Here is a 24,265-nt window from a genome sequence, read left to right on the forward strand (position 1 = left end):
CCGGCCCGCACCCGGCAACGAAACGCCAAGGCGCCGCACCGGCGCCGCACCCCTACGTCACCGGCTGATCCGCGTCCTCGTCCGCCTCCGCGGAAGCGGATTCGCTCGACGGCTCCGCCGTCTCGCGGTGCCAGCCGCCCTCCCCCCGCGCCCGCAGCCACGCCGTCATCTCCTCCGGCGGCATCGCGGCGGCCACCAACCAGCCCTGCACCGCGTCGCACCCCAGATCCCGCAGCCGCTCCCAGGTCTCGTCGTCCTCGACGCCCTCCGCCACCACGAGCAGGCCCAGCGAGTGGGCGAGGTCGACCGTGCAGCGGACGATCTCCGCGTCCTCGTTGTCCACGGCCAGCCGGGCCACGAAGGAACGGTCGATCTTGAGCTCGCTCACCGGCAGCCGCCGCAGATGGACCAGCGACGAATAGCCCGTCCCGAAGTCGTCGAGCGACATCTTCACGCCGTGACCGGTGAGCCCCGCCAGCGTGTCGGCGGCCCGCTGCGGGTCCTCCAGCAGAACGTGCTCGGTTATCTCCAGCTGGAGGGCGAACGCCGGGACCCCGTGCCGGGCCAGCCGCCCGGCGACCGCGCCCGCGAAACCGGGGGTGTGGACATCGCGCGGCGAGACATTGACGGCGACCGGCACCTCGAGGCCGTCGGCACGCCACCGCGCGACCTGGCCCAGCGCCGTCTCCAGGACGTACTCGGTCAGCCGGGGCATCAGCCCGGAGCTCTCGGCCATGGAGATGAACTCGTCCGGCGGCACCTTCCCCCGGTCCGGGTGCACCCAGCGCACCAGCGCCTCCAGACCCGCCACATGTCCGTCGAAGCCGACCTTGGGCTGGTAGTGCAGCTCGACGTCGCCCGCGTCCAGGGCGCGCCGCAGATCGCCGAGCAGACCGAGCCGGTCGGGCGTGTTGCCGTCCCGGCGCGCCTCGTACAGCTCGACCCCGCTGCGGTCCCGCTTGGCCTGGTACATCGCGACGTCGGCGCGGCGCAGCAGCCCCTCGGCGTCCAGTGCGTGGTCGGGGTAGACGGCGACCCCGGCGCTGGCCTCCAGCACCAGGGTCAGCCCGTCCAGGTCCAGTGGGGAGCCGAGATCGCCGACGAGGACGCGGGCGCTGCGCTGGGCGCTGGTGAGCGAGTCGGTGGTGGGCAGCAGCACCGCGAACTCGTCGCCGCCGAGCCGGGCCACCTCCGCCCCGCGCGGCAGGGCGAGCCGCAGCCGCTCGGCGATCTGGAGCAGCAGCCGGTCACCGGCGAGATGGCCCAAAGTGTCGTTGACCGAACGGAATCGATCGAGGTCCAGCAGCACCAGCGCGGACCGGGTGCCGGCCCGCTCGGACTCGTCCAGCGCGGTCCAGGTGCGCTCCAGCAGCCACTGGCGGTTGGGCAGCCCGGTGAGCGGATCGCGCAGCTGCTCCTCGGCGCGGACCCGGGCGATCCACAGCGTGGAGTCCAGGGCGACCAGCGGCACCGCGAACAGCGGGAGCAGCAGCGGGGTGTCCCCGGCGACGACCACGATGAGCGGGGCGATGCCGAGGAGCGCGATGCCGACGAGGGCCTGCCGGAAGAGGGCGGTGCGGGCGAGGGTGGGCAGTCCGGCGCCGGGCGGGGCGAGGGAGCACCACAACAGGGCGCGGGTCACCGCGAGATAGACGAAGGCGGCCAGGGCCGTCTGGGGGATGGCGGAGACATCCCAGGTGTCGGTGCGCCAGGGGCGCTCGACGGAGGGGGTGGTGCCGAAGGCGGCGAGGGTGAGCGCGGCCGCGCCGACCCCAAGGATGTCGACCGCGCCGTGCAGCACGGCCTGCCGCCAACGGTACCGGCGGGCGGCGCCGACCAGGACGACCACGGCGAGGCTGACCAGCACGGCCGGAATCCAGCCGTAGAGCAGCAGCGCGGCCAGGGTTAACGCGGCCCCCGAGCCGGTGCCGCCCCACCAGCGGTCGCGGCCGAGGGCGACCAGATGGCCGACGATGATTCCGGTGAGCACGGCGAGCGACCAGCCCACGGTGCCGTCGGGAAAGAGCGCATTGCCCGCGTCGAGCACTCGGAACACTCCGATACCGAGTGCGAAAGCCGCCATGGCGACCGCCGCGGCCGGCAGCGCGGGCAACACGGCCCGGCGCAGCCGCGACGCCGGGGCGGCGCTTTCGGTCGGTTTCATACCCGTCCCTCTCACAGCCGGCGGTGCCAGCGCCACGGGGGGCGCACACCTCAACAGTAGGCGGCAGAAGGGGAAGACGGGCGGCGATCGGCGACGGTTCCCCGAATGCCGCCCGACGATCCATGACCTTCTGCTATGCGCTGTAAGGGTGATGCCCTCCTGCTGTGCCCGGGAAGTACTCCCAGTCGCATTCCGGCCAGCTTTGAACCCATTGAGCGGACAAGATGGCCGGAGCGCTGCGCCGGATGGGTGGAGCGGCTACTCAACCGCCGCTCCACGGGCCATCCGTGCTACTCCCCGGACTCTTCCGGGGAGTCTTCCGCGGCCTCTTCCGGGGGCGTCATCGCGACCTCTCTCGCCGCGTCAGGGCCCTGTTCGAGCAGGACGCCAAATCCGTCCTCATCGAGCACGGGAACCTTCACTTGCATGGCCTTGTCGTACTTCGAGCCCGGATTATCGCCGACTACCACGAAATCGGTCTTTTTCGAAACCGATCCGGTGACTTTGGCACCACGGCTCTGTAGCGCCTCCTTGGCCCCATCCCGGGTGTGCGACTGGAGTGTTCCGGTGACCACGACGGTGAGACCCTCCAGCGGACGAGGGCCTTCGTCCTCGCCGCCCTCCTCCTCCAGCCGGACCCCGGCCCGCCGCCATTTCTCGACGATCTCGCGGTGCCAGTCGACCGCGAACCACTCCTTGAGCGAGGCGGCGATGGTCGGCCCCACCCCCTCCACGGCCGCCAGCTCCTCCTCGTCGGCCTCGGCGATCCGGTCCAGCGAGCGGAATTCACGGGCCAGCGCGGTGGCGGCCACGGGGCCGACATGACGGATCGAAAGACCGGTGATGATCCGGGCCAGCGGGCGCTCCTTGGCCGCCTCGATATTGGCCAGCATCGCCAGGGCGTTCTTCTTCGGCTCGCCCTTCTGGGTGGCGAAGAAGGTGACGACCTTCTCCTCACCGGTCTCCGGATCGCGCTTGGGCAGTCCGCTGTCCGGGTCCAGGACATACGACCGAATGGGCAGCAGTTGTTCGATCTTCAGGTCGAAGAGATCGCCCTCGTCCTTCACCGGAGGTTCGGCCGGTTCCAGCGGCTGAGTGAGGGCGGCCGCGGCGACATAGCCGAGGTTCTCGATGTCCAGGGATTTCCGCCCCGCGAGATAGAAAATCCGCTCGCGCAGCTGCGCGGGGCAGGAGCGGCCGTTGGGGCACCGCAGATCGACATCGCCCTCCTTGGCGGGCTGAAGCGGCGTATCGCACTCCGGACAGGTGGCCGGCATCACGAATTCCCGCTCACTGCCGTCCCGCAGATCGACGACCGGGCCCAGGATTTCCGGAATGACATCGCCCGCTTTACGCAGCACCACGGTGTCACCGATCAGCACGCCTTTGGCCTTGACGACATCCTGGTTGTGCAACGTCGCGAATTCGACCTCCGAACCCGCGACCGTGATCGGCTCGACCACCGCATAAGGCGTCACCCGCCCCGTGCGCCCCACACCCACCCGGATATCCACCAGCTTGGTGTTGACCTCCTCGGGCGCGAACTTCCAGGCGATCGCCCAGCGCGGCGCGCGCGAAGTGGAGCCGAGGCGCCCCTGGAGCGGGATCTCGTCCAGCTTGACGACCGCGCCGTCGATCTCATGCTCCACCGAGTGCCGGTGCTCGTTGTCCCCGTAGTACGCGATGTACTCGCGCACGCCCTCGATCGAGTCCACCACCTTGAAGTGGGCGGCGGTGGGCAGCCCCCACTCGTGCAGCAGCTCATACGCCTGCGACAGCCGGTCGATGTCGAAGCCCTCGCGCGCCCCGATGCCATGCACCACCATGTCCAGCGGCCGGGACGCGGTGACCTTCGGGTCCTTCTGGCGCAGCGAACCCGCCGCCGCGTTCCGCGGGTTGGCGAACGGCGGCTTGCCCGCCTCCACCAGCCCGGCGTTGAGCTCCTCGAACCGCTCACGGGGCAGGAAGACCTCGCCGCGCACCTCCACCAGCGCCGGGATACGGTCGCCCTTGAGCCGGTTGGGGATCTTGGCGATCGTCCGCACATTGGGGGTGATGTCCTCGCCGGTGCGGCCGTCGCCACGGGTCGCGGCGCGGGTCAACCGCCCGTGCTCATAGGTGAGGTTGACCGCGAGGCCGTCCACCTTCAGCTCGCACAGGAAGTGGTACGAGCCGCTGCCCAGCTCCTTGGCGATGCGGTCCGCCCAGGCGGCCAGCTCCTCGTCGTCGAACGCGTTGTCCAGGCTGAGCATCCGCTCGCGGTGCTCGACCTCGGTGAACTCCGTTTCGTACGCCCCCGCGACCTTCTGGGTCGGCGAATCGGGCGTACGGAGCGAGGGATACTCCGCCTCCTGCGCCTCCAGCTCGCGCATCAGCTTGTCGAACTCGGCGTCGCTGATGACCGGCGCGTCCTTCACGTAGTACCGGAAGCGGTGCTCCTCGATCTGCTCAGCGAGCCTGGCATGCCTCTCCCGCGCCTCGGCGGGGACCTTTGACTGCTGTTCGCCGGCCACCGTGTCGTCCTCCCGTTACTCAGGGTTGTCCGCGAGCGATCTCGCCGCCCGGACGCAGTGGGCCAGCGCGGCGCGGGCGTACCCGGGCGACGCGCCCGCGAGCCCGCACGACGGGGTGACCACCACCGACTCCGCGAGAGTCTCCGGTGACAGCCCCAGCCTGCGCCACAGCGTCCTGACACCCCCGACGCTACCGGCAGGGTCCGACAATGGGGCGTCCGTGCCGGGCACCGCGCCGATGAGCAGCGCCGTACCGCCTTCCACCGCCTCCCCGATCGACTCCTCCTCACGCTCCGTGAGCAGCGACAGATCGAAGGAGATCCCTTCCACGCCCGCGCGCCGGAGCAGCCCGAACGGCACGGCAGGGGCGCACGAGTGCACCACCACCGGCCCGCCGGCCGCCTCCACCAGGGTCCGCAGCGCGCCCTCGACCACGCCCCGGTCCACGGCGCCGTGGGTACGGTAGCCGCTGGCCGTACGGACGCTCCCGCGCAGCACCGACGTCAGCGACGGCTCGTCGAGCTGGAGCACCACCTCGGCGCCCGGCACCCGGCGGCGCACCTCCGCCAGATGGGCGCGGACCCCCTCGGCCAGCGAGGCCGTGAGGTCCCGGCAGGCGCCCGGGTCGCTCAGCGCCACCTCGCCGCCGCGCAGCTCCAGGGAGGCCGCCAGGGTCCACGGCCCCACGGCCGACACCTTGAGCGCCCCCTGGTGCCCCTGGGTGAACTCCTCCAGCGCGTCCAGGTCCTCGCCCAGCCAGGAGCGGGCCCGCCGGGTGTCCCGGCCCGGCCGGTCGCTGATCCGCCAGCCGCTCGGCTCGACATGCGCGTACAGCTCGGCCAGCATCCCGGCGGTGCGCCCGATCATGTCCGCGCCGGGCCCGCGCGCGGGCAGCTCCGGAAGGTACGGCAGGGCCTCGAGCGACCCGGTGACCGTCTTCGCGGCCTCCCGCGCGTCGCCGCCCGGCATCGATCCGACGCCGCTTGCCGCTCCGCGGGGCCATGGGTGGTGGGTTGTGGTCTTCTCGCTCACCAGCGAAGCGTAAGCGCTCCGCCGGGGTGCCCTGAGATTCCGGGGTGCCCCGAAATGCAGTCGGTCGTCTGCGGCACCATTGTGGCTGGTCGCGCGCACGCGGCGGAGCCGCACATCGACACAGCCCCGCGCCCCTGCGGGGCGCCACCCACCGCAGCCGAGGACAGCTGCTCAGCCGCGCGGGCGCACCTGGAGGTCGGTGATCTCGGCGTCACGCGGCAGATCGAGCACGGTCAGGATGGTCGTGGCCACGGTCTCGGGCGCGATCCAGCGCTCCGCCTCGTACTCCTTGCCCTCCTGCTGGTGCACCTTCACCTGCATCGGGGTGGCCGTACGCCCCGGGTAGACCGTGGTCACCCGTACGCCGTTGCCGCTCTCCTCCCAGCGCAGCGCGTCGGCCAGCGCCTTGAGCCCGTGCTTGCTGGCGGCGTACGCGGCCCACTGGGCGTTGGCGCGCAGCCCGGCGCCGGAGTTGACGAAGACGACATGCCCCTGCGCCAGCCGCAGCTGCGGCAGCAGCAGGCGGGTCAGCTCGGCCGGCGACACGAGGTTGGCGGCGAGCTGACGGTTCCACGCCTTCGGGGTCAGCTCACCGACCTCGCCCAGGTCGACCACCCCGGCGATGTGCAGCAGCGAGTCGAGCCGGTCGGGCAGCGCCTGATGGCCCAGCGCCCAGGACAGCCGGTCCGGGTCCCCCAGGTCGCCGACGACCGTCCGCACCCCCGGGAACCGCTCCGCCAGCTCCTTCGCCCGTCCCGCGTCCCGTGCGAGCAGCCACAGCTCCTCGCCGCGCGCGGCCAGCCGCTCGGTGACCGCCGCGCCGATGCCCGAGCCTGCCCCAGTGATCAGATGCGTTCCCATGGTCCCCAGCTTGCCTCACCACCGGACATGTCCCGGTGAAGGTCCCGGCTTGGCGCGATCCCATACCCGAAACCCGTGCGGACTTCCCGCCGGGCGCTCTCATCCTGTAACGGGTGCGGCGCATGCTGTAGCGGGACCAGGACTCAGACGGACTCCAGGTACGTCATGGCCTCCACCCCGTTCTCCGCGAAGAAGACCAGCTCGCTCAGCGGCCGGGGCAGGAACCCCTCCTGCTCCATCCGCTGGAACTGCTGCTTCAGCCCGTCGTAGAACCCCGCCGCGTTGAGCAGCACCACCGGCTTGATGTGCAGCCCGTGCTTCTTCAGCTCCAGGATCTCGGTGGCCTCGTCCAGTGTCCCCGTCCCGCCGACCATGATCACGACCGCGTCGGCGCGGGCGAGCAGCTGCGCCTTGCGCTCGGCGAGGTCCTTGGCGATCACCATCTCGTCGGCGTTCTCCCGGGCCTTGGCGGCGAGGAACTCCACGGAGATCCCGACCAGCCGCCCGCCGTGCTCCTGCACGCCGTCCGCCATCACCTTCATCAGCCCGACATCGGACCCGCCCCAGACCAGCGTGTGCCCGCCTTTGCCGATCAGCTCGGCGAACTCGCGGGCGGGGGCGGTGTATCGGTCGTCGAGGTCGGCGGCGGAGCAGAAGACACAGATATTCATGCGCGTCACTCTACGAGCCGGGTCGGACACCCCCGCCGCCCCGCGCCACGGGTCGCGCCGTGCTGCGGATCTTTCCCCTCCCCGCCCCTTCCCGTAACCAGGGGCTCCGCCCCTGGACCCCGTGGCCCGGGGGCCAAGCCCCTGCCACGCGGCGCAGCCACATACCGATGCTGCTTTTCGGGGTCTGGGGCGGAGCCCCAGTTTCGGGGAGGGGCGGGGAGGGGAGCAGCCCGCCGCAGGCTCAAGACGCGCCGGGCTCCCCGGACGTCCTGTCGCCATGCCCCGCCTCACCCCTGCCCACCGCGCCGATGTGGGCCAGCACCGCCGCCGCGCCGTCCTCCGCCGCGACGGCTTCGGCGAGGTCGGCCGCCCGGCGGCCGAGGGCGGGGTCGGTCAGGCAGGCCGTGATCGCCGCGCCCAGGGATTCGGCGGTGAGCGCGTCGAGCGGCAGTGGCCGGGGGGCGACTCCGAGCCGGTGCAGCCGTGCCGCCCAGAACGGCTGGTCGGCCATGGCGGGGACCGCCACCGCGGGTACCCCGGCGCGCAGTCCGGCCGCGGTGGTGCCCGCCCCGGCGTGGTGGACGACGGCGGCCGTGCGCGGGAACAGCCAGTCGTGCGGGAGGTCGCCGACCGTCAGGACGTCGTCGCCGGACGCCGTCAGCCCGGCCCACCCCGCCTGCACCACCGCACGCACCCCGGCGCGGGCCACCGCCGCCGTCACCAGCTCGCCCAGCCGCTCCCCCTGACCCGGCGCCATGCTGCCGAACCCGATGAACACCGGCGGCGGACCGGCCCGGAGGAAGTCGGTCAGCTCGGCCGGGGGTTGCCAGTCCCGCGGGCGGGCGGGCCACCAGTAGCCGGCCACCTCGACCTGGGACGGCCAGTCCGCCGGGCGCGGCACCACCAGCGGACTGAAGCCGTGGAGGACCGGCCGGATCTCCGCGTCCGGCTCCGGCGACGCGGTGGCGGGCAGCCCGAGCCGGGCCCTCAGCCGCGTCAGGACCTCTGCCTGGAGCCCCCCGGCCCGCGCCAGCAGCTCCCGGCCCGCGGCCAGGTTGCCCTCCGGCCCGAGGCCGCCGTCTCCGGGCGCGCCGGGCCCTCCGGACACACCGGGTCCACCGGGCTCACCGTGCACGCCAGGCGCACCCGGTCCACCAGACGCACCAGCCACACCGGACGCGCCCGGCAGCGGAAACTCCCTCGTGGCGAAGGACGGTGCGAGATAGGTGCCGATGACGGGAACGGCGCACGCCTCGCCCGCCGCCCGGCTGAGCCCCGCCGGGCCGAACGCGGTGAGCACCAGGTCGGTGCCGTCCGCCACGGCCCCCACCACCCCGTCGGCGAGCCGGTCCAGGAACGCCGCCGTCACCGCCCGCGCCTCCCGCGGCGATGCCGCCCGGCTCCTGGCGCGGATCAGCTCACGGGGGTCGCCCGGCAGCGGCCGGTGGTCGAGACCGCAGCCGCGGACGAGTCCGCTGAAGGGCGCATGGGCGGCCACGGCGACCTCGTGCCCGGCGTCCAGCAGCCGCCGTCCCAGACCGGTGAACGGTGCGACGTCCCCTCGTGAACCGGCGGTCACGATCAGAATCCGCATGTGATGATCCTCCTCGGCGAGTGCCGCCCCGGGCACACTCGGACAACGGCGGTCGCCGCGGACGCTAATGGCTCCTGCGCGGTGGAGGTTCAAGCAGCTGTGACGGGCGGCACACAGGGCGGGGACGCGATGGGCATCGGCGAACTGGCCGCGCGTACCGGACTGCCGGTGAAGACCATCCGCTACTACTCGGACATCGGGCTGCTGCCCGAGAGCGGACGCAGTCCGGGCGGCCACCGCCGGTACGCCGCGGACGCGCTGCCCAGGCTCCAGTTGATCCAGCGCCTCCGCGCGCTCGGCACGCCCATCGCCGCGATCGCCGCGGTCATGGCGGGGGAGCGCTCGCTGGACGAGCTCGTCACTCGTGAACTGGACGCGGTGCGGGAGCAGTTGCGTACGCTCACCTGGCGCCGGGCCACGCTGCGCGCACTGGACGGCTGCCCCGCGCCGGAACGGCTGCGCCGGCTCACCCTCCTCGCCGGGGTGGGCACACCGGAGGACGCGCACGATCATCTGGTGCGGTACTGGCGCTGGGCGCTCCCGGCCGGTCTGCCGCCCCGCCTGGTCCGGGCCGTCGTCGAGGGCGCGGTGCCCGTGCCCCCTGCCGCCCCGACCACCGCGGCCGTCCTCGCCTACGCCGAGCTCCACGCCCTGGCCGCCTCGGGCGACCGGCGCCGCCAGCCGCAGCCCCACCAGGTGGGCGATGTCGCGTCGTTCTACTCCGGCGTCGTGGACGCCTGCGCACTGGCCGCCGAGGCCCTGGTGACCGGCTGTCCGGATCGGCGCGCCGAAGCGCTCGGGCACTTCGTGGGCGCCTATGCCCGCATCGGCGGGCATGACGACACACCGGCGTTCCGCGCCCGTCTGCGCGCCCTGTTCCGCCGTGGAGCGCGCGCCGGATCGTTCTCGCTGCGCTATTGGCGGCACGCCCTCGTCGTGACCGGCGAGACCCCGCGCCCTTCCGCCGCCTCCGGCCAGGGACACCTCGCGGCGCCGCTGGCCGCGCTGCACCATCAGGTCGCGGGCCTCCCGCCGGCCGCGAACACCCCATGAGCGTCCCTGGAGCGCCGTGTGAGCGCCCCGGTGGCCGGTGCCGGACCCCTGGGGCTCCGGCACCGGCCCGCGCGGTTCAGCGGGTGAAGTGGAAGATGCCCCAGGTCACATGACGGTTTCTGCCGCCCTCGACCCAGTTGCTCAGCCCCTTCTTCATATGGGTGAGGTAGTCGGCGCTGACGTGCTCCGCGAGGCCGTCGGCCTCTTGGTGGCGGGTCTCCTCCAGAACCCGGGCGTAGTGGGTGATCAGATGCTCGCGGTGCTCCTGGAAGCCGCCGCCGACCTCGGTGAAGCCGAGCCGCGCCAGTTCACGGCGGTAGAACTCGGGTGACCCCATGGTCTCCAGATGGATGCGGTCCAGGATGGGGCGGAGGGTTTCGGCGGGGCAGCCATCGGCCGCCATGGGGTCGGTGAAGATGAGATGGCCGCCGGGGCGCAGGACGCGGGCGGCCTCTTCCAGGGGGCGGGCGCGGTTGCCGCTGTGCAGGAACGCGTCCTGCGACCAGACGACGTCCACGCTGTCGTCCGGCAGCGGGATGGACTCGAAGGAGCCGTCCATCACCTCGATGGCCTCGGTCAGCCCCCGTTCGGCGTTGAGCGTGCGATGGCGTTCGTTCTCCACCTCGCTGAGGTTGAGCGCCATGACGCGGCAGCCGTACGTCTCGGCCAGGTAGCGCGCCGAGCCGCCGAAGCCCGCTCCGAGGTCGAGGACGACGGATGACTCCGTCAGGCCCAGCTGCCCGGCCATCCGGGCCACGGTGCGCCTGCTGGCCTCGGCGATCGGCTCGTCGGGCCGGTCGTAGATGCCGATGTGGATGTCCTCGCCGCCCCAGACCCGCCAGTAGAAGGCGTCGGCGTCCGCGGAGTTGTAGTAGTCGCGGGCGGTGCCGACGGCGCCCGAATACTCCGCGTTCCCGGTGACCGAACCGACCGGCTCCGGCGCCTCCGTCGTGCGGTATTCCTTCTCCGCGACGTGAATGAAGAAGTCGGGCCGCTCCTCACGGTAGGTGTGCTGGAAGTCGCCGTACGTCTCGATCCGCTGGAAGCCGACCTCCTGCATCAGCCTGCGCGTGTAGTCCTTGCGCAGCGGAAACATGTTGAGGTGGTAGACGGATTCGTCGGGGAAGCTGTAGCGCATGCGCACCAGCCCCTCGTCCACGTACTCCGGTTCGACGGCGACGTCTTCTCCGCAGTAGTAGTACACATGCTTGCTGCTGTACCCGCGATCGAGGATCGCGTCGTAGTTGCGCTGGTCGAGCACGAGGATTCCGTCGTGCTTGAGCATGGCGTAGAACTCCGCGAGCGTCTTGCGCCGGTCGCGCTCGGAGAACAGATGGGTGAAGGAGTTCCCGAGACAGACGATGGCGTCGTACTCGCCGTGGGCGTCGCGGTTGAGCCAGCGCCAGTCGGCCTGGACGACGCGGAGGATGTGGTCACCGTGCTTGAGCCCGTTGGAGAATGCCTGGGCGAGCATCTCGGCGCTGCCATCGGCGCTCACGGTCTCGAATCCGGCCTCGAGCAGCCGGACCGAATGGAAGCCGGTCCCCGTGGCCACATCGAGGACCTTCTTGACGCCGCGCTCCCGCAGCAGGTCGATGAAGAACGTACCCTCGCTCTCTGCCCTCCGGTCCCAGTCGATCAGCGAGTCCCACTTTTCGACGAAGCTGGGTACGTACTCCTCTGTGTAGTGATCAGTGTCCCTGACATCAACTGGATTGTCGCCAAATTTCTGTACAGGTTGCGCAGAAATAACGGAACCTCCGGTGCTGAGACAGCGGACCACGGCACCCGTGTCCGCGGGGCGCATTCCCAGATTCCCGGGACGCATGCCACCGGAATGGCCGGACGCACGTTAATTTCAGAGAAACTGATCGCGCCAAACGGAGATCAACCACCCAATCCTGACTTTCGGCTTCTTTCTCACCAAAAGCGGATATCCCCATGAGGTTCCGCGGGGTTTTCCGGGGGCCTCGGGTCTCCTCCGGGGCCCGGAGGAGCCGCCGCTACGAGGCGACCGCCGCCGCGCGCTCGGTCGCGGCGATGGTGGCGGAGCCGACCACCCGGGTGTCGTCGTAGAGCACGATCGCCTGCCCCGGCGCCACGCCCCGCACCGGCTCGGTGAAGGTCACCCGCAGCTCGGTTTCCCCGATCCGCTCGGCCGTCACCTCGGTCTCGCCGCCGTGGGCGCGCAGCTGGGCGGTGTAGCTGCCGGGGCCCACCGGAGGCGCCCCGCACCAGCGCGGCTTGACAGCGGTGAGGCCGGTGACGTCCAGGGCCTCGACGGGGCCGACCGTGACCGTGTTGTTCACCGGGGAGATGTCCAGGACATAGCGCGGCTTGCCGTCGGGCGCCGGATGGCCGATACGCAGCCCCTTGCGCTGGCCGATCGTGAAGCCGTACGCACCCTCGTGGGTGCCCAGCTTGTGACCGTCCTCGTCCACGATGTCGCCCTCGGCCGTACCGAGGTGCCGGGCGAGGAAGCCCTGGGTGTCGCCGTCGGCGATGAAGCAGATGTCATGGCTGTCGGGCTTCTTGGCGACGGCCAGCCCGCGCCGCTCCGCCTCCGCGCGGATCTCGTCCTTGGTCGTCAGGGTGTCGCCGAGGGGGAACATCGCATGGGCGAGCTGGCGCTCGTCGAGCACGCCGAGGACATAGGACTGGTCCTTGGCCATGTCGCTGGCGCGGTGCAGCTCGCGCGAGCCGTCCGCGCGCTCCACGACGGTGGCGTAGTGCCCGGTGCAGACGGCGTCGAAGCCGAGGGCGAGGGCCTTGTCCAGCAGCGCGGCGAACTTGATCTTCTCGTTGCAGCGCAGACACGGATTGGGGGTGCGGCCCGCCTCGTACTCGGCGATGAAGTCCTCGACCACGTCCTCGCGGAAGCGCTCGGCGAGGTCCCAGACGTAGAACGGGATGCCGATCACATCGGCGGCGCGCCGGGCGTCCCGCGAGTCCTCGATGGTGCAACAGCCGCGGGCGCCGGTCCGGAACGACTGCGGGTTGGCGGAGAGCGCGAGATGGACGCCGGTCACATCGTGGCCCGCCTCGGCCGCCCGCGCGGCGGCGACCGCGGAGTCCACACCGCCGGACATGGCGGCGAGGACGCGCAGCCGTCGGCCGTCGCGGGGACCTGTGGGCGCACCGGGGAAGTCAGTCATAACCCGGCCAGCATAAGTCGCTCCATGTGCAACGGCTAAATGGGTATGCGGAGCGGTCGGCCACCGCCCGCTCAGCTCGCGCGGGCCCGCTCCAGCACCCGCTGGACGAGGTCCAGGGCCTGGTCGGTGTTCTTGCCGAGGTAGATCAGATCGACGAAGGCGTGCTGGACGCCCGCTTCCCGCTCGGCCCGGACCAGGGCCGTCGCGATGTCGTCCACGGAGGCGTCCGCGTTCGGGTTGATCCGCAGGATCGCGTCGAACGCCGCCCGGTCCCGGCCCTCCCGCTCGACCGCCTCCCGCACCCCGGCGAGCTGTCCGGCGAGGGCGGCGATGGGATCGGGGTCGCCGGGCGCGGCGGGGACGATCGCGACGGGCAGCCAGCCGTCGGCGCGCCGGGCCACCCGGCGCATGGCCGCGGGCGCGAAGGCGGCGAGGTAGACGGGCGGATGGGGGCGGGAGGCCGGTTTGAGGTCGATATGGGAGGCGGGCACGGTCCAGTGGTCGCCGCGGTATTCGACCGGGTTCCGGGTCCACCAGGCGTCCAGGGCGTCGAGGCATTCGTCGAGGCGCCGGCCGCGCTCGGCCATGGGGATGTCGACCGCCTCGTACTCCTCGGGGGACCAGCCGGTGCCGAGTCCCACCAGCAGCCGGCCCGCGCTCAGCAGATCGACGGTGGTGAGGGAGCGGGCGAGCACCGCGGGCGGGTACCAGGGGGCGTTGATGACATTGGTGCCGAGCTGGACCCGCTCGGTGGCCGTGGCGGCGGCGGCCAGGACGGTGAAGGGGTCGAGCGAGGCGCGGAATTCCGGCGGGATCACATCGGTGCCCGCATAGCCGACGATCGGGTCCACGGGGGCCAGCAGGCGGTCCCCTACCCACAGGCTGTCCGCGCCGAGCTCCTCGGCCCGGTGTGCGAACCGCGCGATGTCCTCCGGGTGGTGGGCGAGCGGCCCGAACTGGGGAAGGGCGAATCCGATGCGCATACCGTCAGCTCCTCGTCGAGCGGATGGACACATTCCAACGGACAGATTCCAGTGGGGATGTCCCGTCGGGCGGATGGACACGTTCCGGTGAACCCGTTCGACGGTACGGAGCCCCAGAGACAGTTCAACGTTCATCTACCCGGCGGACCAGGGGGCCACCACCGCGAGCGAAGCGTTCCCGCCATGATCCCCACGGCCGGAACCGTACGGCCTCCCCCGCGCGTTGAGCGTTCCGTGAGCGAGCCCCGTTCCGTGAGCGAGACGACAAGCGAAACCACGAGCGAGACCACGCCCGGCGGTGGACGCCGCGTCAGCAGGCGCACCCTCCTGGTCGGGGGCTCGGCGGCCGGGCTCGGCGCGGCCGCCATCGCGGTCTACGCCGCGCGGGACGAGCTGAGCCGGATGTGGTGGCGGCTGCCCGGGATCGACAAGCCCCGCAAGGCGGGCGTGGTCGACCAGCCGGGCGCGGAGTGGATCGCGGCCTCGGGGGCCAACTGGCGGTGGGCCGACCGGCCGGACGACTACGTCATCGACCGGGTGGTGATCCACGTGGTCCAGGGCGGCTACGACGACGCGGTGCGGGTCTTCCGGGACCCCGGACACCGCGCCGCGGCGCACTATGTGGTGCGCCGCGACGGGCATATCGCCCAGATGGTCCGGGAGCTGGATGTGGCCTTCCACGCGGGCAACCGTCCGTACAACGAGCGCAGCATCGGCATCGAGCACGAGGGGTTCGTGAGCGAGCCGCGCTCCTTCACGGACGCGATGTACCGCGCCTCGGCCCGTCTGACCGCGTCGATCTGCGAGCGGTACGGCATACCGCGGGACCGTGAGCACATCGTCGGCCATGTGGAGGTGCCGGGCACCGATCACACCGACCCGGGCCGCCACTGGGACTGGGATCGCTATATACGGCTGGTGCGAGCGGTGCGCGTGCCACGGACCTCGACATGATGGGCATGGGCACGGCTCAGGGGCCGAAGACGACGGCGAGCGGACGGCCCGCGCCATCGCCGCTGGTGGGCCTGGTCGCCCGGTCGTCGCCGATGTAGAGCTTCTTACCGGCGTAGATCATGGTGCAGTCCCCGTAGACATCCATGCCGGACTCCGCGTCCTTCATGTCGTCGGGATGGATCTGGATGGTCTCCATCTCGAAGTTCTCGGGATCGACGCGCACGACCCCGCCGGCCTCGCTGTACATGGAGCCCAGATAGGCGATGAGGGCGCCGTCGTCATCGGTCCGGACGGGGATCAGCGAACGGCTCTCCGCCATCTTCGTCTTCCCGGTCTCCTTGCCGGTCTTCAGGTTCAGGCCGGTGATCCGCTCCCCGGGGCCGCCGTCGTCCACATCCACCTCCGAGGAGAGGTAGAGGGTGCCGCTCGCCTTGTCGAGGGCGAGTTCGCCGCAGCCCTCCACGCTCGTGGCCGGGCAGTTGGGCTGGTACCCCTTGGCCAGGATGTCGATCGTGCTGAGCAGCTTGCCCTGCTTGCCGCTGTCGTCGATGGTCAGGATGTCGGTGGTGCCCGTCCCGGCGTCCGAGTCGCCGGTGTCGACGCCCACCACGAGCGGCGAGGTCGAGATCACATGCGCGTATTCGACCTTCTCGTCCAGCTTGTAGGAGGAGAGCACGTCGCGGGTCCCGGGATCCACCGTCTGGACCTCCAGGCGCTGCTCGCTTGAGTCCTCGGCGCTGTCGCAGCCGCGGATCGCGACGAGTTTGTCATCGCCGCCCGCGTAGCCGTCGTCGTCGCAGTCCGCGAGGTACGCGGGCTTCCACAGCGGCTTGCCGTCGAGCGACCAGGCTCCCCCGCCGCCGGTGCCGCCCGCGGCGACCGTGCCACCGCCGATGGTGACCTCGTCGAACTGCACCCCGGCGTTGCCCTCGCTGTCCGAGCCCTCCTTCTGCCAGACCAGCTTGCCCTTCTTCAGGTCCACCAGCCCGACCCGGGTGCACAGCGCGTCCTCCCCCGCGCCGTCCCGGAACAGGACCGCGGTCAGGCCCTCCTTGGTCATATGCGGCGAGGCCCAGCAGAGCTGCCCGCCGAGCGGGATCTCCCACCGCGACTTGGCGCCGTCGAGCGAGTAGCCGACGATCTTGTTGACGTCGCCCTTCGCGAAGGTCGTGTCCGTCACCCAGGTGCCCATGGTGTTGGTCTCCTTGCCCACCTTCGGCATGGCGACCTTGCCCAGCGTCTTCGCCTGGGCGCCCTTGGACGACGAGCCCCCGCTCTTCCCGTCGTCATCGCCCCCGGATCCACAGCCGCTCACCAGGGCGGCCGCGAGGACCCCGCCCACGATCAGCTTCAGGGCCGGTTTGGCGCGCCGCCCCCGCGACGGCGCCCGCCGCGCCCCCCGCGGCTGTGCGGGCTGGTGCGGCGACTGGTGGTGCGGTGGCAGCGAAGGCTGCGACATCGATGAACTCCTGGATTTCCCCGTGAAGAAAACCTGTGCGCTTTTCGCGCATGCCAGGTCCGTTGACGGGTAAATCCTTTCCCACGGCTCTCCGGCTTTTCAAGCGGAGATTGGTGTTCCGTAGGTTATGTGAAATGGCCGTCGGAACAATTCGAATTCCGTGATTGGATGGGGCCGGTCCGGGCGGAGCCGTCAGCTGAGCCCCGCCCCGCGCGCCCGCTCCACCGCCGGGCCGATCGCCTCCGCGACGGCCTCCACATCGGCCTTGGTCGAGGTGTGGCCGAACGAGAAGCGCAGGGTGCCACGGGCCAGGTCGGGGTCGCTGCCGGTGGCCAGGACCACATGGCTGGGCTGGGCCACACCGGCCGTGCAGGCCGAGCCCGTGGAGCATTCGATGCCCTGCGCGTCCAGCAGCAGAAGCAGCGAATCGCCCTCGCAGCCGGGGAAGGAGAAGTGGGCGTTGGCGGGCAGCCGGCCCGCCGGGTCGGGGTCGCCGCCGAGCACCGCGTCGGGCACGGCCGTACGGACGGCGGTGATCAGCGCGTCGCGCAGGGCGCCGACCTCGCGGGCGAACTCCTCGCGGTGCTCGGTGGCGTAGGCCCCGGCGACGGCGAAGGCGGCGATGGCAGGGGTGTCGAGCGTCCCGGAGCGCACCTGGCGCTCCTGGCCGCCGCCGTGCAGCACGGGCACGGGCGTGTGCTCCCGGCCGAGCAGCAGCGCGCCGATGCCGTAGGGGCCGCCTATCTTGTGGCCGCTGACGGTCACCGCGGCGAGCCCCGAGGCGGCGAAGTCGACCTCGAGCTGGCCGAACGCCTGGACCGCGTCGGCATGCAGCGGAATGCCGAATTCGGCGGCGGTGTCGGCGAGTTCGCGGACCGGCTGGACGGTGCCGATCTCGTTGTTGGCCCACATCACGGTGGCGAGGGCGACATCAGAGGGGTCGCGGGCGATCGCCTCGCGCAGCGCCTCGGGGTGCACCCGCCCCACGGAGTCGACCGGCAGCCATTCGACCCGCGCACCCTCGTGCTCGGCGAGCCAGTCGACCGCGTCGAGCACGGCGTGGTGCTCCACGGGGCTGGCGAGCACCCGGACGCGGGCCGGGTCGGCGTCCCTGCGGGACCAGTAGAGCCCCTTGACCGCGAGATTGTCGGCCTCGGTCCCCCCGGCGGTGAAGACGACCTCGCTCGGGCGGGCGCCCAGCGAGGCGGCCAGGGATTCACGAGCCTCCTCGACGGTACGGCGGGCACGCCGGCCGGCGGCGTGCAGCGAGGATGCGTTGCCCGTGACGGCGAGCTGGGCGGTCATCGCCCGCACCGCCTCCGGGAGCATCGGGGTGGTGGCGGCGTGGTCGAGATAAACCATGGTGGCCTCGATTCTACGAGGCCGTCGAGGGGGCGCGTACCAGGTGCGCGTGCCCAGTGCGGATGCGCGGGGCTCCCCCACCGCCCATTCGTGCCGCTTTGCCGTAACCCCTCGACAGAGACTGTAAGGAGTGTCTACGGTTTCACTCATGACAGATGCTGAGTGGACCCTGGATCGCACCTACCGCGGCTCCTCCGGCGAGGTCCGCTGGGCCGCGCTCGGCGCACCGGACGCACCGCCGGTCGTGCTGCTGCACGGCACGCCGTTCTCGTCGTACGTATGGCGGGGCGTCGCCCGTGCGCTGGCCGAGCGGCATCGGGTGTTCGTCTGGGACATGCCGGGCTATGGGGCCTCCGAGATGCGGGCCGACCAGGATGTCTCGCTGGCCGCCCAGGGCCGGGTCTTCGGTGAGCTGTTGGAGGAGTGGGGGCTGACCGGGGCCGGGGCGGAACCGGCCGTCGTCGCCCATGACTTCGGCGGTTGTGTCGCGCTGCGGGCGCATCTGCTGCACGGTGCGCGCTATCGCCGGCTGGCGCTGGTGGACGTGGTCGCGCTGGCGCCCTGGGGGTCGCCCGCGTATCGGCTGCTCGGCTGGCACCATGAGGTCTTCGAGCGGCTGCCCGCGGGGCTGCATCGGGCGCTGGTGCGGGAGTACGTGGGCTCCGCGAGCGCGGTGGGGCCAGGGAACGGGGTGCTGGAGCGGCTGGTGGGGCCGTGGTGCGGGGAGGCGGGGCAGCCCGCGTTCTATCGGCAGATCGCGCAGAACGATCAGCGGTTCACGGATGAGATCGAGGACCGCTATGGCGAGATCCGCTTGCCCGTACTGGTCTGCTGGGGGGCGGATGACTCATGGATCCCGGTCGAGCGGGGGCGGGAGCTTGCCGCTCGGATTCCTGGGGCCCGGTTTCGGCTGATCGAGGGCGCGGGGCACCTGGTGCAAGAGGATGCGCCCGCGGAGCTGGCGGTTGCGTTGAGCGGTTTTCTCACCTGAGGTTTCGTGGGCGGGTGCGGGCCGGTGGGTGGGCACAACCTAGCTTCTGATCTTCAACAGCTTCGCGGCCAGGAGGCCGATGTGGTGGCGCCAGGCTTTTTGGGCTTCGGCGCGTTCCGCCTCGGCGGCCGCCGGGCCGGTCTGCGTGAGGATGAGGCGGGCGCCGTGGCCGGTGCCCTCGGTGAGCTCCCAGCGGACCGTCCCGGCGGGTCGGCCGCCGCGCTCCCACTCGTAGGCGAGCACCCGGGGCGGCCGCGCCTCGGTGATCGGGCCCGCCGGGACCGCGTCCGTACGGAAGCCGAAGGGGACCGGTGCCCCGGCGGCCGGTTCGGGGGTGTCGGCGACGGGGCCGGTGAGCGCCCCCCATACCGTCTCGGCGGGGCGGACCAGCTGGCGTTCGAAGCGCAGCCGCCAGCCGCCGTCCTCGGTGGTCTCCACCGTCCCTTCGGCGAGCCCGAACGCCTCGACGTACTGCTCGTGCAGCTCGGCCATGTCGCCGTGGGCGATCTCCTCGCCGCCGAGCAGGGCCGCGAGCCCGGTGATGCAGGCGTGCCAGCCGGAGGCGAAGCTGGCCGCGCCGAAGCGGTCGCCGAAGGTGTGGGTGAGGGTCAGCACACAGCCGTCGCCCTCGGGGCGCAGCTCCCAGCGGAGCTCGTCCTCGCCCCAGGTGAAGGCGAAGAGATGGGGCGGGTCGAGCTCGGTGATGACGCCGTCCATGTCGGGGGCCTCGCGGCCGGGGAAGACGAAGCCCATCCGGCCCCCGGGCTTCAGCTCGATCCGGACCTCGGAGGGGAACCAGTGGGCGAGCTGGGCGGGCTCGGTCAGCGCGCGCCACACCTTCTCCGGGGGATGGGCGAGCCGGCGCTCCAGGCGCAGGGCCGAGCGGCCGCCACCGGTCTGGGCAAGGGTGTCTTTCATGGCGCTTCTCCGTCGGGTGCGTCGGGTTCGCCGGTCGCGGCGGGCGGCTCCGGCATCGTGTCCAGGTGTCGTTCGAGCGCGTCGAGACGGTCGGTCCACAGCCGACGGTACGGCGCGAGCCAGGCGTCCACCTCGCGGAGCGGCTCCGGGCAGAGCTCGTACCAGCGGCGCTGGGCGTCCCGGCGGACCCGCACCAGACCGGCCTCGCGCAGCACCCGCAGATGTTTGGAGGTGCCCGGCTGGGTGAGCCCCAGGTGCTCGGTCAGCTCACCGACCAGGCGGGGCCGCTCCAGCAGGAGGTCCAGGATCTGCCGTCGGCTCGGCTCAGCGAGCACATCGAACGGTATGGCCATGACCTCAACATAACGACAGGGCTATATAACCGCAAGGGCATGGAAGCCTCGTACCCCGCTCAGGTCTCCTCGGTCGCCGTGCTGCGCCGGTTCCACGCCCTCGGCGCCCGCCAGCCGAACCGCATCGCCGCCAGCCGCACCGCGAACGCGACGGCGGCCGCGAGCGCGCTCGTGGCCGCCGTAAGGGCGTCGAAGTGGAGCAGCAGCGCGGCTATCGAGGAGCCGACGATGGCCGGGACGGCGTACAGGTCCCGGTCCCAGCGCAGCAGCGAGGGCACCTCATGGGCGAGGAGGTCGCGGAGCACACCGCCGCCGACCGCGGTGGCCATGCCGAGGGTGACGGATGACGTCAGGCCGAGCCCGTAGTCATGCGCCTTCATCGTGCCCTCGACGCAGAACAGCCCCAGCCCGGCCGCGTCGAAGACCCCCACCGACGCGGTGATCCGCTCGACCTCGGGGTGGAGGAAGAAGACGATGGCGGTGGCGACGAGCGGGGTGAGGAAGTAGCCGAGGTCGGTGAAGGCGATGGGCGGCACCGCGCCGATCACCAGGTCACGGAAGACACCGCCGCCCAGCGCGGTGACCTCGGCGAGCACCGCCATGCCGAAGACATCGAAGTTCTTCCGCACGGCGAGCAGCGCGCCGGATATCGCGAAGACGAAGATCCCGGCGACTTCGAGGGCGTGCTGAACGGACGGGGTGAACAGTTCGGAAGGCACCCGACATTGTTATCCGCGCATGCCCCCGGCCCCGTCCGGGCCCCGTCCCGTCTCAGCTGTCGGTCTTCTTCGTCACCTTCTGTGCCGCCTCGGCACCGGGCTCGTCCTGCGGTGCCCAAGCGCTCCGCTGGAAGTGCCCCGACCCTGCCGTCAATCGTCTGCGGCACCGTCGTGACCGGTCGCGCCCGCGCGGCGGAGCCGCACATCGGCACCGCCCCGCGCCCCTTCGGGGCGCCACCGAACCGCGGCCGGCTTCCGCCGATCCGCTCAGTCAGCGGCGCTCGGCGGCAGCTCCACCTCGGACACGGACTCCGGGTGGTGGCAGGCCACCTGGTGGCCGGTGGCCAGCGCCACCAGCGGCGGCTCCTGGCTCTTGCACACCTCGGTCGCCTTCCAGCACCGGGTGTGGAAGCGGCAGCCGGACGGCGGTGCGATCGGCGAGGGCACATCGCCCTTGAGCAGGATCCGCTCACGCTTGGCGCGCCGCTTGGGGTCCGGCACCGGCACCGCGGACAGCAGCGCCTTGGTGTACGGGTGCATGGGGCGCTCGTAGAGGTCCTTGCGGTCCGCCAGCTCGACGATCTTCCCCAGGTACATCACCGCGATCCGGTCCGAGACATGGCGGATGACCGAGAGGTCGTGCGCGATGATCACATACGTCAGGCCCAGTTCCTCCTGGAGGTCGTCCAGCAGGTTGACCACCTGCGCCTGGATCGACACATCCAGCGCCGAGACCGGTTCGTCGGCCACGACCAGCTTGGGCTTGAGCGCCAGGGCGCGGGCGATGCCGATGCGCTGCCGCTGACCGCCGGAGAACTCGTGCGGATAGCGGTTGTAGTGCTCGGGGTTGAGCCCGACCAGCGCCAGCAGCCGCTGGACCTCCGCCTTGACCCCGCCCTCGGGGGTGACGCCCTGGAGCCGGAAGGGCGCGCTGACGATCGCGCCCACGGTGTGCCGGGGGTTCAGCGAGGAGTACGGGTCCTGGAAGATCATCTGGACATCACGCCGCATCGGCCGCATCTGGGCGGTGTTCAGATGCGTGATGTCCTTGCCCTCGAACTCGATCGTGCCCGAGGTGGGTTCGAGCAGCCGGGTGACCAGCCGCCCCATGGTGGACTTGCCACAGCCCGACTCGCCCACCACGCCCAGGGTCTCCCCCTGCCGGACGTCGAAGTCGATCCCGTCGACCGCCTGCACCGCACCGGACTGCCGCTGGAGCAGCCCCTTCTTGAGGGGGAAGTGTTTGACCAGGCCCGACACCTTGAGCAGGGGCTCGGGCGACGTCGTCGCCTTCTCCGGGACCGTCATCTTCGGATCCTTCGTGTCGGTCACAGCTTCGGCGCAATCTCTTCGGTCCAGATCCGGGTGCGCTCCTCCTGCGTCATATGGCACGCGGAGAAGTGCCCGCCGCCCGCGTCCTTCCCGCGCAGCTCCCTGAGCTCCGGCCGCTCGGTGCGGGTGATGTTGTCCTTCGGCACATCGGCGTAGGGGCAGCGCGGGTGGAAGGCGCAGCCGGACGGCACATTGATGAGGCTGGGCGGGGAGCCCTTGACCGGGATGAGCCGCTCGGTCTGGTCGCGGTCGATACGGGGCATCGAGCCCAGCAGCCCCCAGGTGTACGGGTGCTGGGGCTCGTAGAAGACCTTGTCGGCCGGACCGCGCTCGACACAGCGCCCGCCGTACATCACCAGCAGATCGTCGGCGAGCTCGGCGACCACGCCCAGGTCATGGGTGATGATGATGACCGCGGAGCCGAACTCCTTCTGGAGATCCCGGATCAGATCGAGGATCTGCGCCTGGACGGTGACGTCCAGGGCGGTGGTCGGCTCGTCGGCGATCAGCAGCTCGGGGTTGTTGACCAGCGCCATCGCGATCATGGCGCGCTGGCGCATCCCGCCGGAGAACTCGTGCGGATAGCTGTCCACACGCTTGTCGGGCTGCGGGATGCCGACGCGGTCCAGCAGCTCGATCGCGCGCTTGCGGGCCACGTCCTTGCTGACCTCGTGGTGCACCCGGTACGCCTCGACGATCTGACGGCCGATGGTGTAGTAGGGGTGCAGCGCGGACAGCGGATCCTGGAAGATCATCGACATCTCGCGGCCGCGCAGCTTGCGCACCTCGTCGGGGTCGGCGCTCAGCAGCTCCTGGCCGTTGAGCCAGATCTCACCGGAGATCCGCGCCTTGCGGCGGCCGTACTGCCCTGCGGTGTGCAGCCCCATGATGCCGAGCGAGGTGACGGACTTGCCGGAGCCGGACTCGCCGACGATGCCGAGGGTCTTGCCCTTCTCCAGCCGGAAGCTGAGCCCGTCCACGGACTTCACCAGACCGTCGTCGGTCGGGAAGTGGACGTGCAGATCGCGCACCTCGAGGAAGGCGGTGGGGGCGGGCGAGCCCGCCGCGGCCACCTCGCCCACGGCGGCGGTACCGGTGGCCGGCAGATCGCCGTTCCCGGGCTGTTCGGAGGACTTGGTCAGATCGGTCATCCGAGCCTCACTCGCGGGTCGATGACGGCGTACAGGAGGTCCACGACGAGGTTGGCGACCACGATGAAGATGGCCGCTATCAGCGTGACGCCGAGGATGACCGGCAGGTCCTTCTCGGTGATCGCGTTCACCGCGAGCCGCCCGAGGCCGGGCAGGTTGTAGGTGGTCTCGGTGAGGACCGCGCCGCCCAGCAGCGCGCCCAGGTCGAGCCCGAGCAGGGTGAGGACCGGGGTCCAGGTCGAGCGCATCGCGTGCCGGCCGATGACCACCCGCTCCCGCAGACCCTTGGCGCGGGCGGTACGGATGTAGTCCTCGCCCATGATCTCCAGCATGGTGGCCCGGGTGAGCCGGGCGTACATCGCCGCGTAGAGGAAGGCCAGCGTGATCCACGGGAGGATCAGGCTCTCGAACCACATCGCCGGATCGTCACCGAGCCCCTTGTAGTCCACGTTGACCCACTTCAGCGAGTAGCTGAAGATCGCCAGCGAGAGCAGACCGGTGAAGTAGATCGGCAGCGAGACGCCGGCCAGCGCCACCGTCATCGCCGAGCGGTCCCACAGGGTGCCCCGGCGCAGCGCGGAGACGACACCCGTGGTGATGCCGCCGACCAGCCACAGCAGACAGGCGCCCGCGGCGAGCGAGAGGGTCACCGGCATGGCGTCGGTGAGCTGCGGCCACACCGCCTGCTCGGTGCGGAAGGAGTAGCCGAAGCAGGGCGCCGGGCAGTGGGTGACGTCCGTGCCGTTGGCGTAGTCCCGGCCGACGAAGAGGCCCTGGACGAAGTGCCAGAACTGCACCAGGACCGGATCACCGAGGCTGAGCTTCTGCCGGATGCCCTCGATGGCCGCGGGGTCGGCCTGCTTGCCGACGAACAGCAGCGCGGGATCGGCACCGGCCCACTTCGGGATCACGAAGAAGATGGCGAAGGTCGTAAGGGTGACGACCAACAACATCACGACGACGGCGAACAAGCGCCGGATGAGATAAGCAAGCACTGTGC

The 24,265-nt window shown here is 71.3% G+C and carries 20 protein-coding genes; 3 read left to right on the forward strand and 17 right to left on the reverse strand.

Translation table 11 applies throughout. The features are described 5' to 3' along the window. Positions 1–52: 52 nt before the first annotated feature. From NQU54_RS19705 to NQU54_RS19730, 6 genes are all read right to left on the reverse strand, one after another. Positions 53–2,164: a putative bifunctional diguanylate cyclase/phosphodiesterase gene (locus NQU54_RS19705; RefSeq protein ID WP_257632189.1), complete on the reverse strand. Its 2,112-nt coding sequence runs from the start codon at positions 2,162–2,164 to the stop codon at positions 53–55. A gap of 290 nt (positions 2,165–2,454) precedes the next feature. Further along, complete coding sequence (ligA, locus tag NQU54_RS19710) at positions 2,455–4,677, reverse strand: NAD-dependent DNA ligase LigA (RefSeq protein WP_257632190.1); 2,223 nt, start codon at positions 4,675–4,677, stop codon at positions 2,455–2,457. A gap of 15 nt (positions 4,678–4,692) precedes the next feature. Next, positions 4,693–5,646, reverse strand: a complete 954-nt coding sequence (locus NQU54_RS19715; protein WP_257632266.1) for a methionine synthase — start codon at positions 5,644–5,646, stop codon at positions 4,693–4,695. A gap of 234 nt (positions 5,647–5,880) precedes the next feature. Next, complete coding sequence (locus tag NQU54_RS19720) at positions 5,881–6,570, reverse strand: SDR family oxidoreductase (protein ID WP_069866583.1); 690 nt, start codon at positions 6,568–6,570, stop codon at positions 5,881–5,883. 143 nt (positions 6,571–6,713) lie between these two features. Beyond that, a complete protein-coding gene (locus NQU54_RS19725; protein ID WP_079259081.1) occupies positions 6,714–7,241 on the reverse strand; it encodes an LOG family protein in 528 nt (175 codons plus the stop codon). A gap of 241 nt (positions 7,242–7,482) precedes the next feature. Continuing rightward, a complete protein-coding gene (locus tag NQU54_RS19730) occupies positions 7,483–8,835 on the reverse strand; it encodes a glycosyltransferase (RefSeq protein WP_257632191.1) in 1,353 nt (450 codons plus the stop codon). 99 nt (positions 8,836–8,934) lie between these two features. Between NQU54_RS19730 and NQU54_RS19735 the strand changes: the two genes are divergently transcribed. Next, positions 8,935–9,888, forward strand: a complete 954-nt coding sequence (locus NQU54_RS19735) for a helix-turn-helix domain-containing protein (RefSeq protein ID WP_257632192.1) — start codon at positions 8,935–8,937, stop codon at positions 9,886–9,888. Positions 9,889–9,964: 76 nt separating this feature from the next. Here NQU54_RS19735 and NQU54_RS19740 read toward each other — a convergent pair whose 3' ends face one another. From NQU54_RS19740 to NQU54_RS19750, 3 genes are all read right to left on the reverse strand, one after another. Beyond that, on the reverse strand, positions 9,965–11,695 hold the full coding sequence (locus tag NQU54_RS19740; protein WP_257632193.1) for a glycine/sarcosine N-methyltransferase: 1,731 nt from the start codon (positions 11,693–11,695) through the stop codon (positions 9,965–9,967). Positions 11,696–11,891: 196 nt separating this feature from the next. Continuing rightward, the gene (mnmA, locus tag NQU54_RS19745) at positions 11,892–13,043 is read right to left on the reverse strand and encodes a tRNA 2-thiouridine(34) synthase MnmA (protein WP_257632194.1); all 1,152 of its coding nucleotides are present in this window, start codon (positions 13,041–13,043) and stop codon (positions 11,892–11,894) included. Between the two features lie 71 nt (positions 13,044–13,114). Next, positions 13,115–14,026 carry a TIGR03619 family F420-dependent LLM class oxidoreductase gene (locus tag NQU54_RS19750; protein WP_257632195.1) on the reverse strand — a complete coding sequence of 304 codons (912 nt, stop codon included), beginning with the start codon at positions 14,024–14,026 and terminating at the stop codon, positions 13,115–13,117. A gap of 183 nt (positions 14,027–14,209) precedes the next feature. Here NQU54_RS19750 and NQU54_RS19755 point away from each other — a divergent pair, with 183 nt between their 5' ends. Beyond that, complete coding sequence (locus NQU54_RS19755) at positions 14,210–14,980, forward strand: N-acetylmuramoyl-L-alanine amidase (RefSeq protein WP_257632196.1); 771 nt, start codon at positions 14,210–14,212, stop codon at positions 14,978–14,980. A 16-nt stretch (positions 14,981–14,996) separates the two neighbouring features. Here NQU54_RS19755 and NQU54_RS19760 read toward each other — a convergent pair whose 3' ends face one another. Next, on the reverse strand, positions 14,997–16,439 hold the full coding sequence (locus NQU54_RS19760; protein ID WP_257632197.1) for a PQQ-binding-like beta-propeller repeat protein: 1,443 nt from the start codon (positions 16,437–16,439) through the stop codon (positions 14,997–14,999). Positions 16,440–16,631: 192 nt separating this feature from the next. Then, the gene (locus NQU54_RS19765; protein ID WP_206333375.1) at positions 16,632–17,801 is read right to left on the reverse strand and encodes a cysteine desulfurase family protein; all 1,170 of its coding nucleotides are present in this window, start codon (positions 17,799–17,801) and stop codon (positions 16,632–16,634) included. Positions 17,802–17,949: 148 nt separating this feature from the next. On the opposite strand from NQU54_RS19765, the gene NQU54_RS19770 reads away from it, so the two are divergent. Then, positions 17,950–18,792: an alpha/beta fold hydrolase gene (locus NQU54_RS19770; RefSeq protein ID WP_257632198.1), complete on the forward strand. Its 843-nt coding sequence runs from the start codon at positions 17,950–17,952 to the stop codon at positions 18,790–18,792. Positions 18,793–18,831: 39 nt separating this feature from the next. Here the strand turns inward: NQU54_RS19770 and NQU54_RS19775 are convergent, their stop codons facing one another. The 6 genes from NQU54_RS19775 to NQU54_RS19800 all read right to left on the reverse strand — a co-directional run bounded on the left by NQU54_RS19775 (position 18,832) and on the right by NQU54_RS19800 (position 24,236). Continuing rightward, on the reverse strand, positions 18,832–19,710 hold the full coding sequence (locus NQU54_RS19775) for an SRPBCC family protein (protein WP_257632199.1): 879 nt from the start codon (positions 19,708–19,710) through the stop codon (positions 18,832–18,834). Then, positions 19,707–20,063, reverse strand: coding sequence for an ArsR/SmtB family transcription factor (locus NQU54_RS19780; RefSeq protein ID WP_069866600.1), 357 nt, complete (start codon positions 20,061–20,063; stop codon positions 19,707–19,709). Before NQU54_RS19780 ends, NQU54_RS19775 begins: the two co-directional genes overlap by 4 nt. 59 nt (positions 20,064–20,122) lie before the next feature. Further along, positions 20,123–20,782: a trimeric intracellular cation channel family protein gene (locus NQU54_RS19785; RefSeq protein ID WP_257632200.1), complete on the reverse strand. Its 660-nt coding sequence runs from the start codon at positions 20,780–20,782 to the stop codon at positions 20,123–20,125. A gap of 267 nt (positions 20,783–21,049) precedes the next feature. Then, the gene (locus NQU54_RS19790; RefSeq protein WP_257632201.1) at positions 21,050–22,090 is read right to left on the reverse strand and encodes an ABC transporter ATP-binding protein; all 1,041 of its coding nucleotides are present in this window, start codon (positions 22,088–22,090) and stop codon (positions 21,050–21,052) included. A gap of 20 nt (positions 22,091–22,110) precedes the next feature. After that, on the reverse strand, positions 22,111–23,265 hold the full coding sequence (locus NQU54_RS19795) for an ABC transporter ATP-binding protein (protein ID WP_244453207.1): 1,155 nt from the start codon (positions 23,263–23,265) through the stop codon (positions 22,111–22,113). Further along, positions 23,262–24,236, reverse strand: a complete 975-nt coding sequence (locus NQU54_RS19800; RefSeq protein WP_372505951.1) for an ABC transporter permease — start codon at positions 24,234–24,236, stop codon at positions 23,262–23,264. The genes NQU54_RS19795 and NQU54_RS19800 overlap by 4 nt, the downstream gene beginning before the upstream one ends. Between the last annotated feature and the right edge of the window lie 29 nt (positions 24,237–24,265).

The sequence above is a fragment of the Streptomyces malaysiensis subsp. samsunensis genome, from assembly GCF_024519315.1.
GTDB lineage: Bacteria > Actinomycetota > Actinomycetes > Streptomycetales > Streptomycetaceae > Streptomyces > Streptomyces malaysiensis.

Excerpts from the sequence above, each read along its gene's own strand:
- NQU54_RS19765 (WP_206333375.1), bottom strand. The coding sequence starts at position 17,801 with ATGGTTTATCTCGACCACGCCGCCACCACCCCGATGCTCCCGGAGGCG.
- NQU54_RS19750 (WP_257632195.1), bottom strand. The coding sequence starts at position 14,026 with ATGCGCATCGGATTCGCCCTTCCCCAGTTCGGGCCGCTCGCCCACCAC.
- NQU54_RS19730 (WP_257632191.1), bottom strand. The coding sequence starts at position 8,835 with ATGCGGATTCTGATCGTGACCGCCGGTTCACGAGGGGACGTCGCACCG.
- NQU54_RS19755 (WP_257632196.1), top strand. The coding sequence starts at position 14,210 with ATGATCCCCACGGCCGGAACCGTACGGCCTCCCCCGCGCGTTGAGCGT.
- NQU54_RS19715 (WP_257632266.1), bottom strand. The coding sequence starts at position 5,646 with ATGCCGGGCGGCGACGCGCGGGAGGCCGCGAAGACGGTCACCGGGTCG.
- NQU54_RS19790 (WP_257632201.1), bottom strand. The coding sequence starts at position 22,090 with ATGACGGTCCCGGAGAAGGCGACGACGTCGCCCGAGCCCCTGCTCAAG.
- NQU54_RS19720 (WP_069866583.1), bottom strand. The coding sequence starts at position 6,570 with ATGGGAACGCATCTGATCACTGGGGCAGGCTCGGGCATCGGCGCGGCG.
- NQU54_RS19740 (WP_257632193.1), bottom strand. The coding sequence starts at position 11,695 with ATGCGCCCCGCGGACACGGGTGCCGTGGTCCGCTGTCTCAGCACCGGA.
- mnmA (WP_257632194.1), bottom strand. The coding sequence starts at position 13,043 with ATGACTGACTTCCCCGGTGCGCCCACAGGTCCCCGCGACGGCCGACGG.
- NQU54_RS19770 (WP_257632198.1), top strand. The coding sequence starts at position 17,950 with ATGACAGATGCTGAGTGGACCCTGGATCGCACCTACCGCGGCTCCTCC.
- NQU54_RS19780 (WP_069866600.1), bottom strand. The coding sequence starts at position 20,063 with ATGGCCATACCGTTCGATGTGCTCGCTGAGCCGAGCCGACGGCAGATC.
- NQU54_RS19775 (WP_257632199.1), bottom strand. The coding sequence starts at position 19,710 with ATGAAAGACACCCTTGCCCAGACCGGTGGCGGCCGCTCGGCCCTGCGC.
- NQU54_RS19795 (WP_244453207.1), bottom strand. The coding sequence starts at position 23,265 with ATGACCGATCTGACCAAGTCCTCCGAACAGCCCGGGAACGGCGATCTG.
- NQU54_RS19705 (WP_257632189.1), bottom strand. The coding sequence starts at position 2,164 with ATGAAACCGACCGAAAGCGCCGCCCCGGCGTCGCGGCTGCGCCGGGCC.
- NQU54_RS19760 (WP_257632197.1), bottom strand. The coding sequence starts at position 16,439 with ATGTCGCAGCCTTCGCTGCCACCGCACCACCAGTCGCCGCACCAGCCC.
- NQU54_RS19725 (WP_079259081.1), bottom strand. The coding sequence starts at position 7,241 with ATGAATATCTGTGTCTTCTGCTCCGCCGCCGACCTCGACGACCGATAC.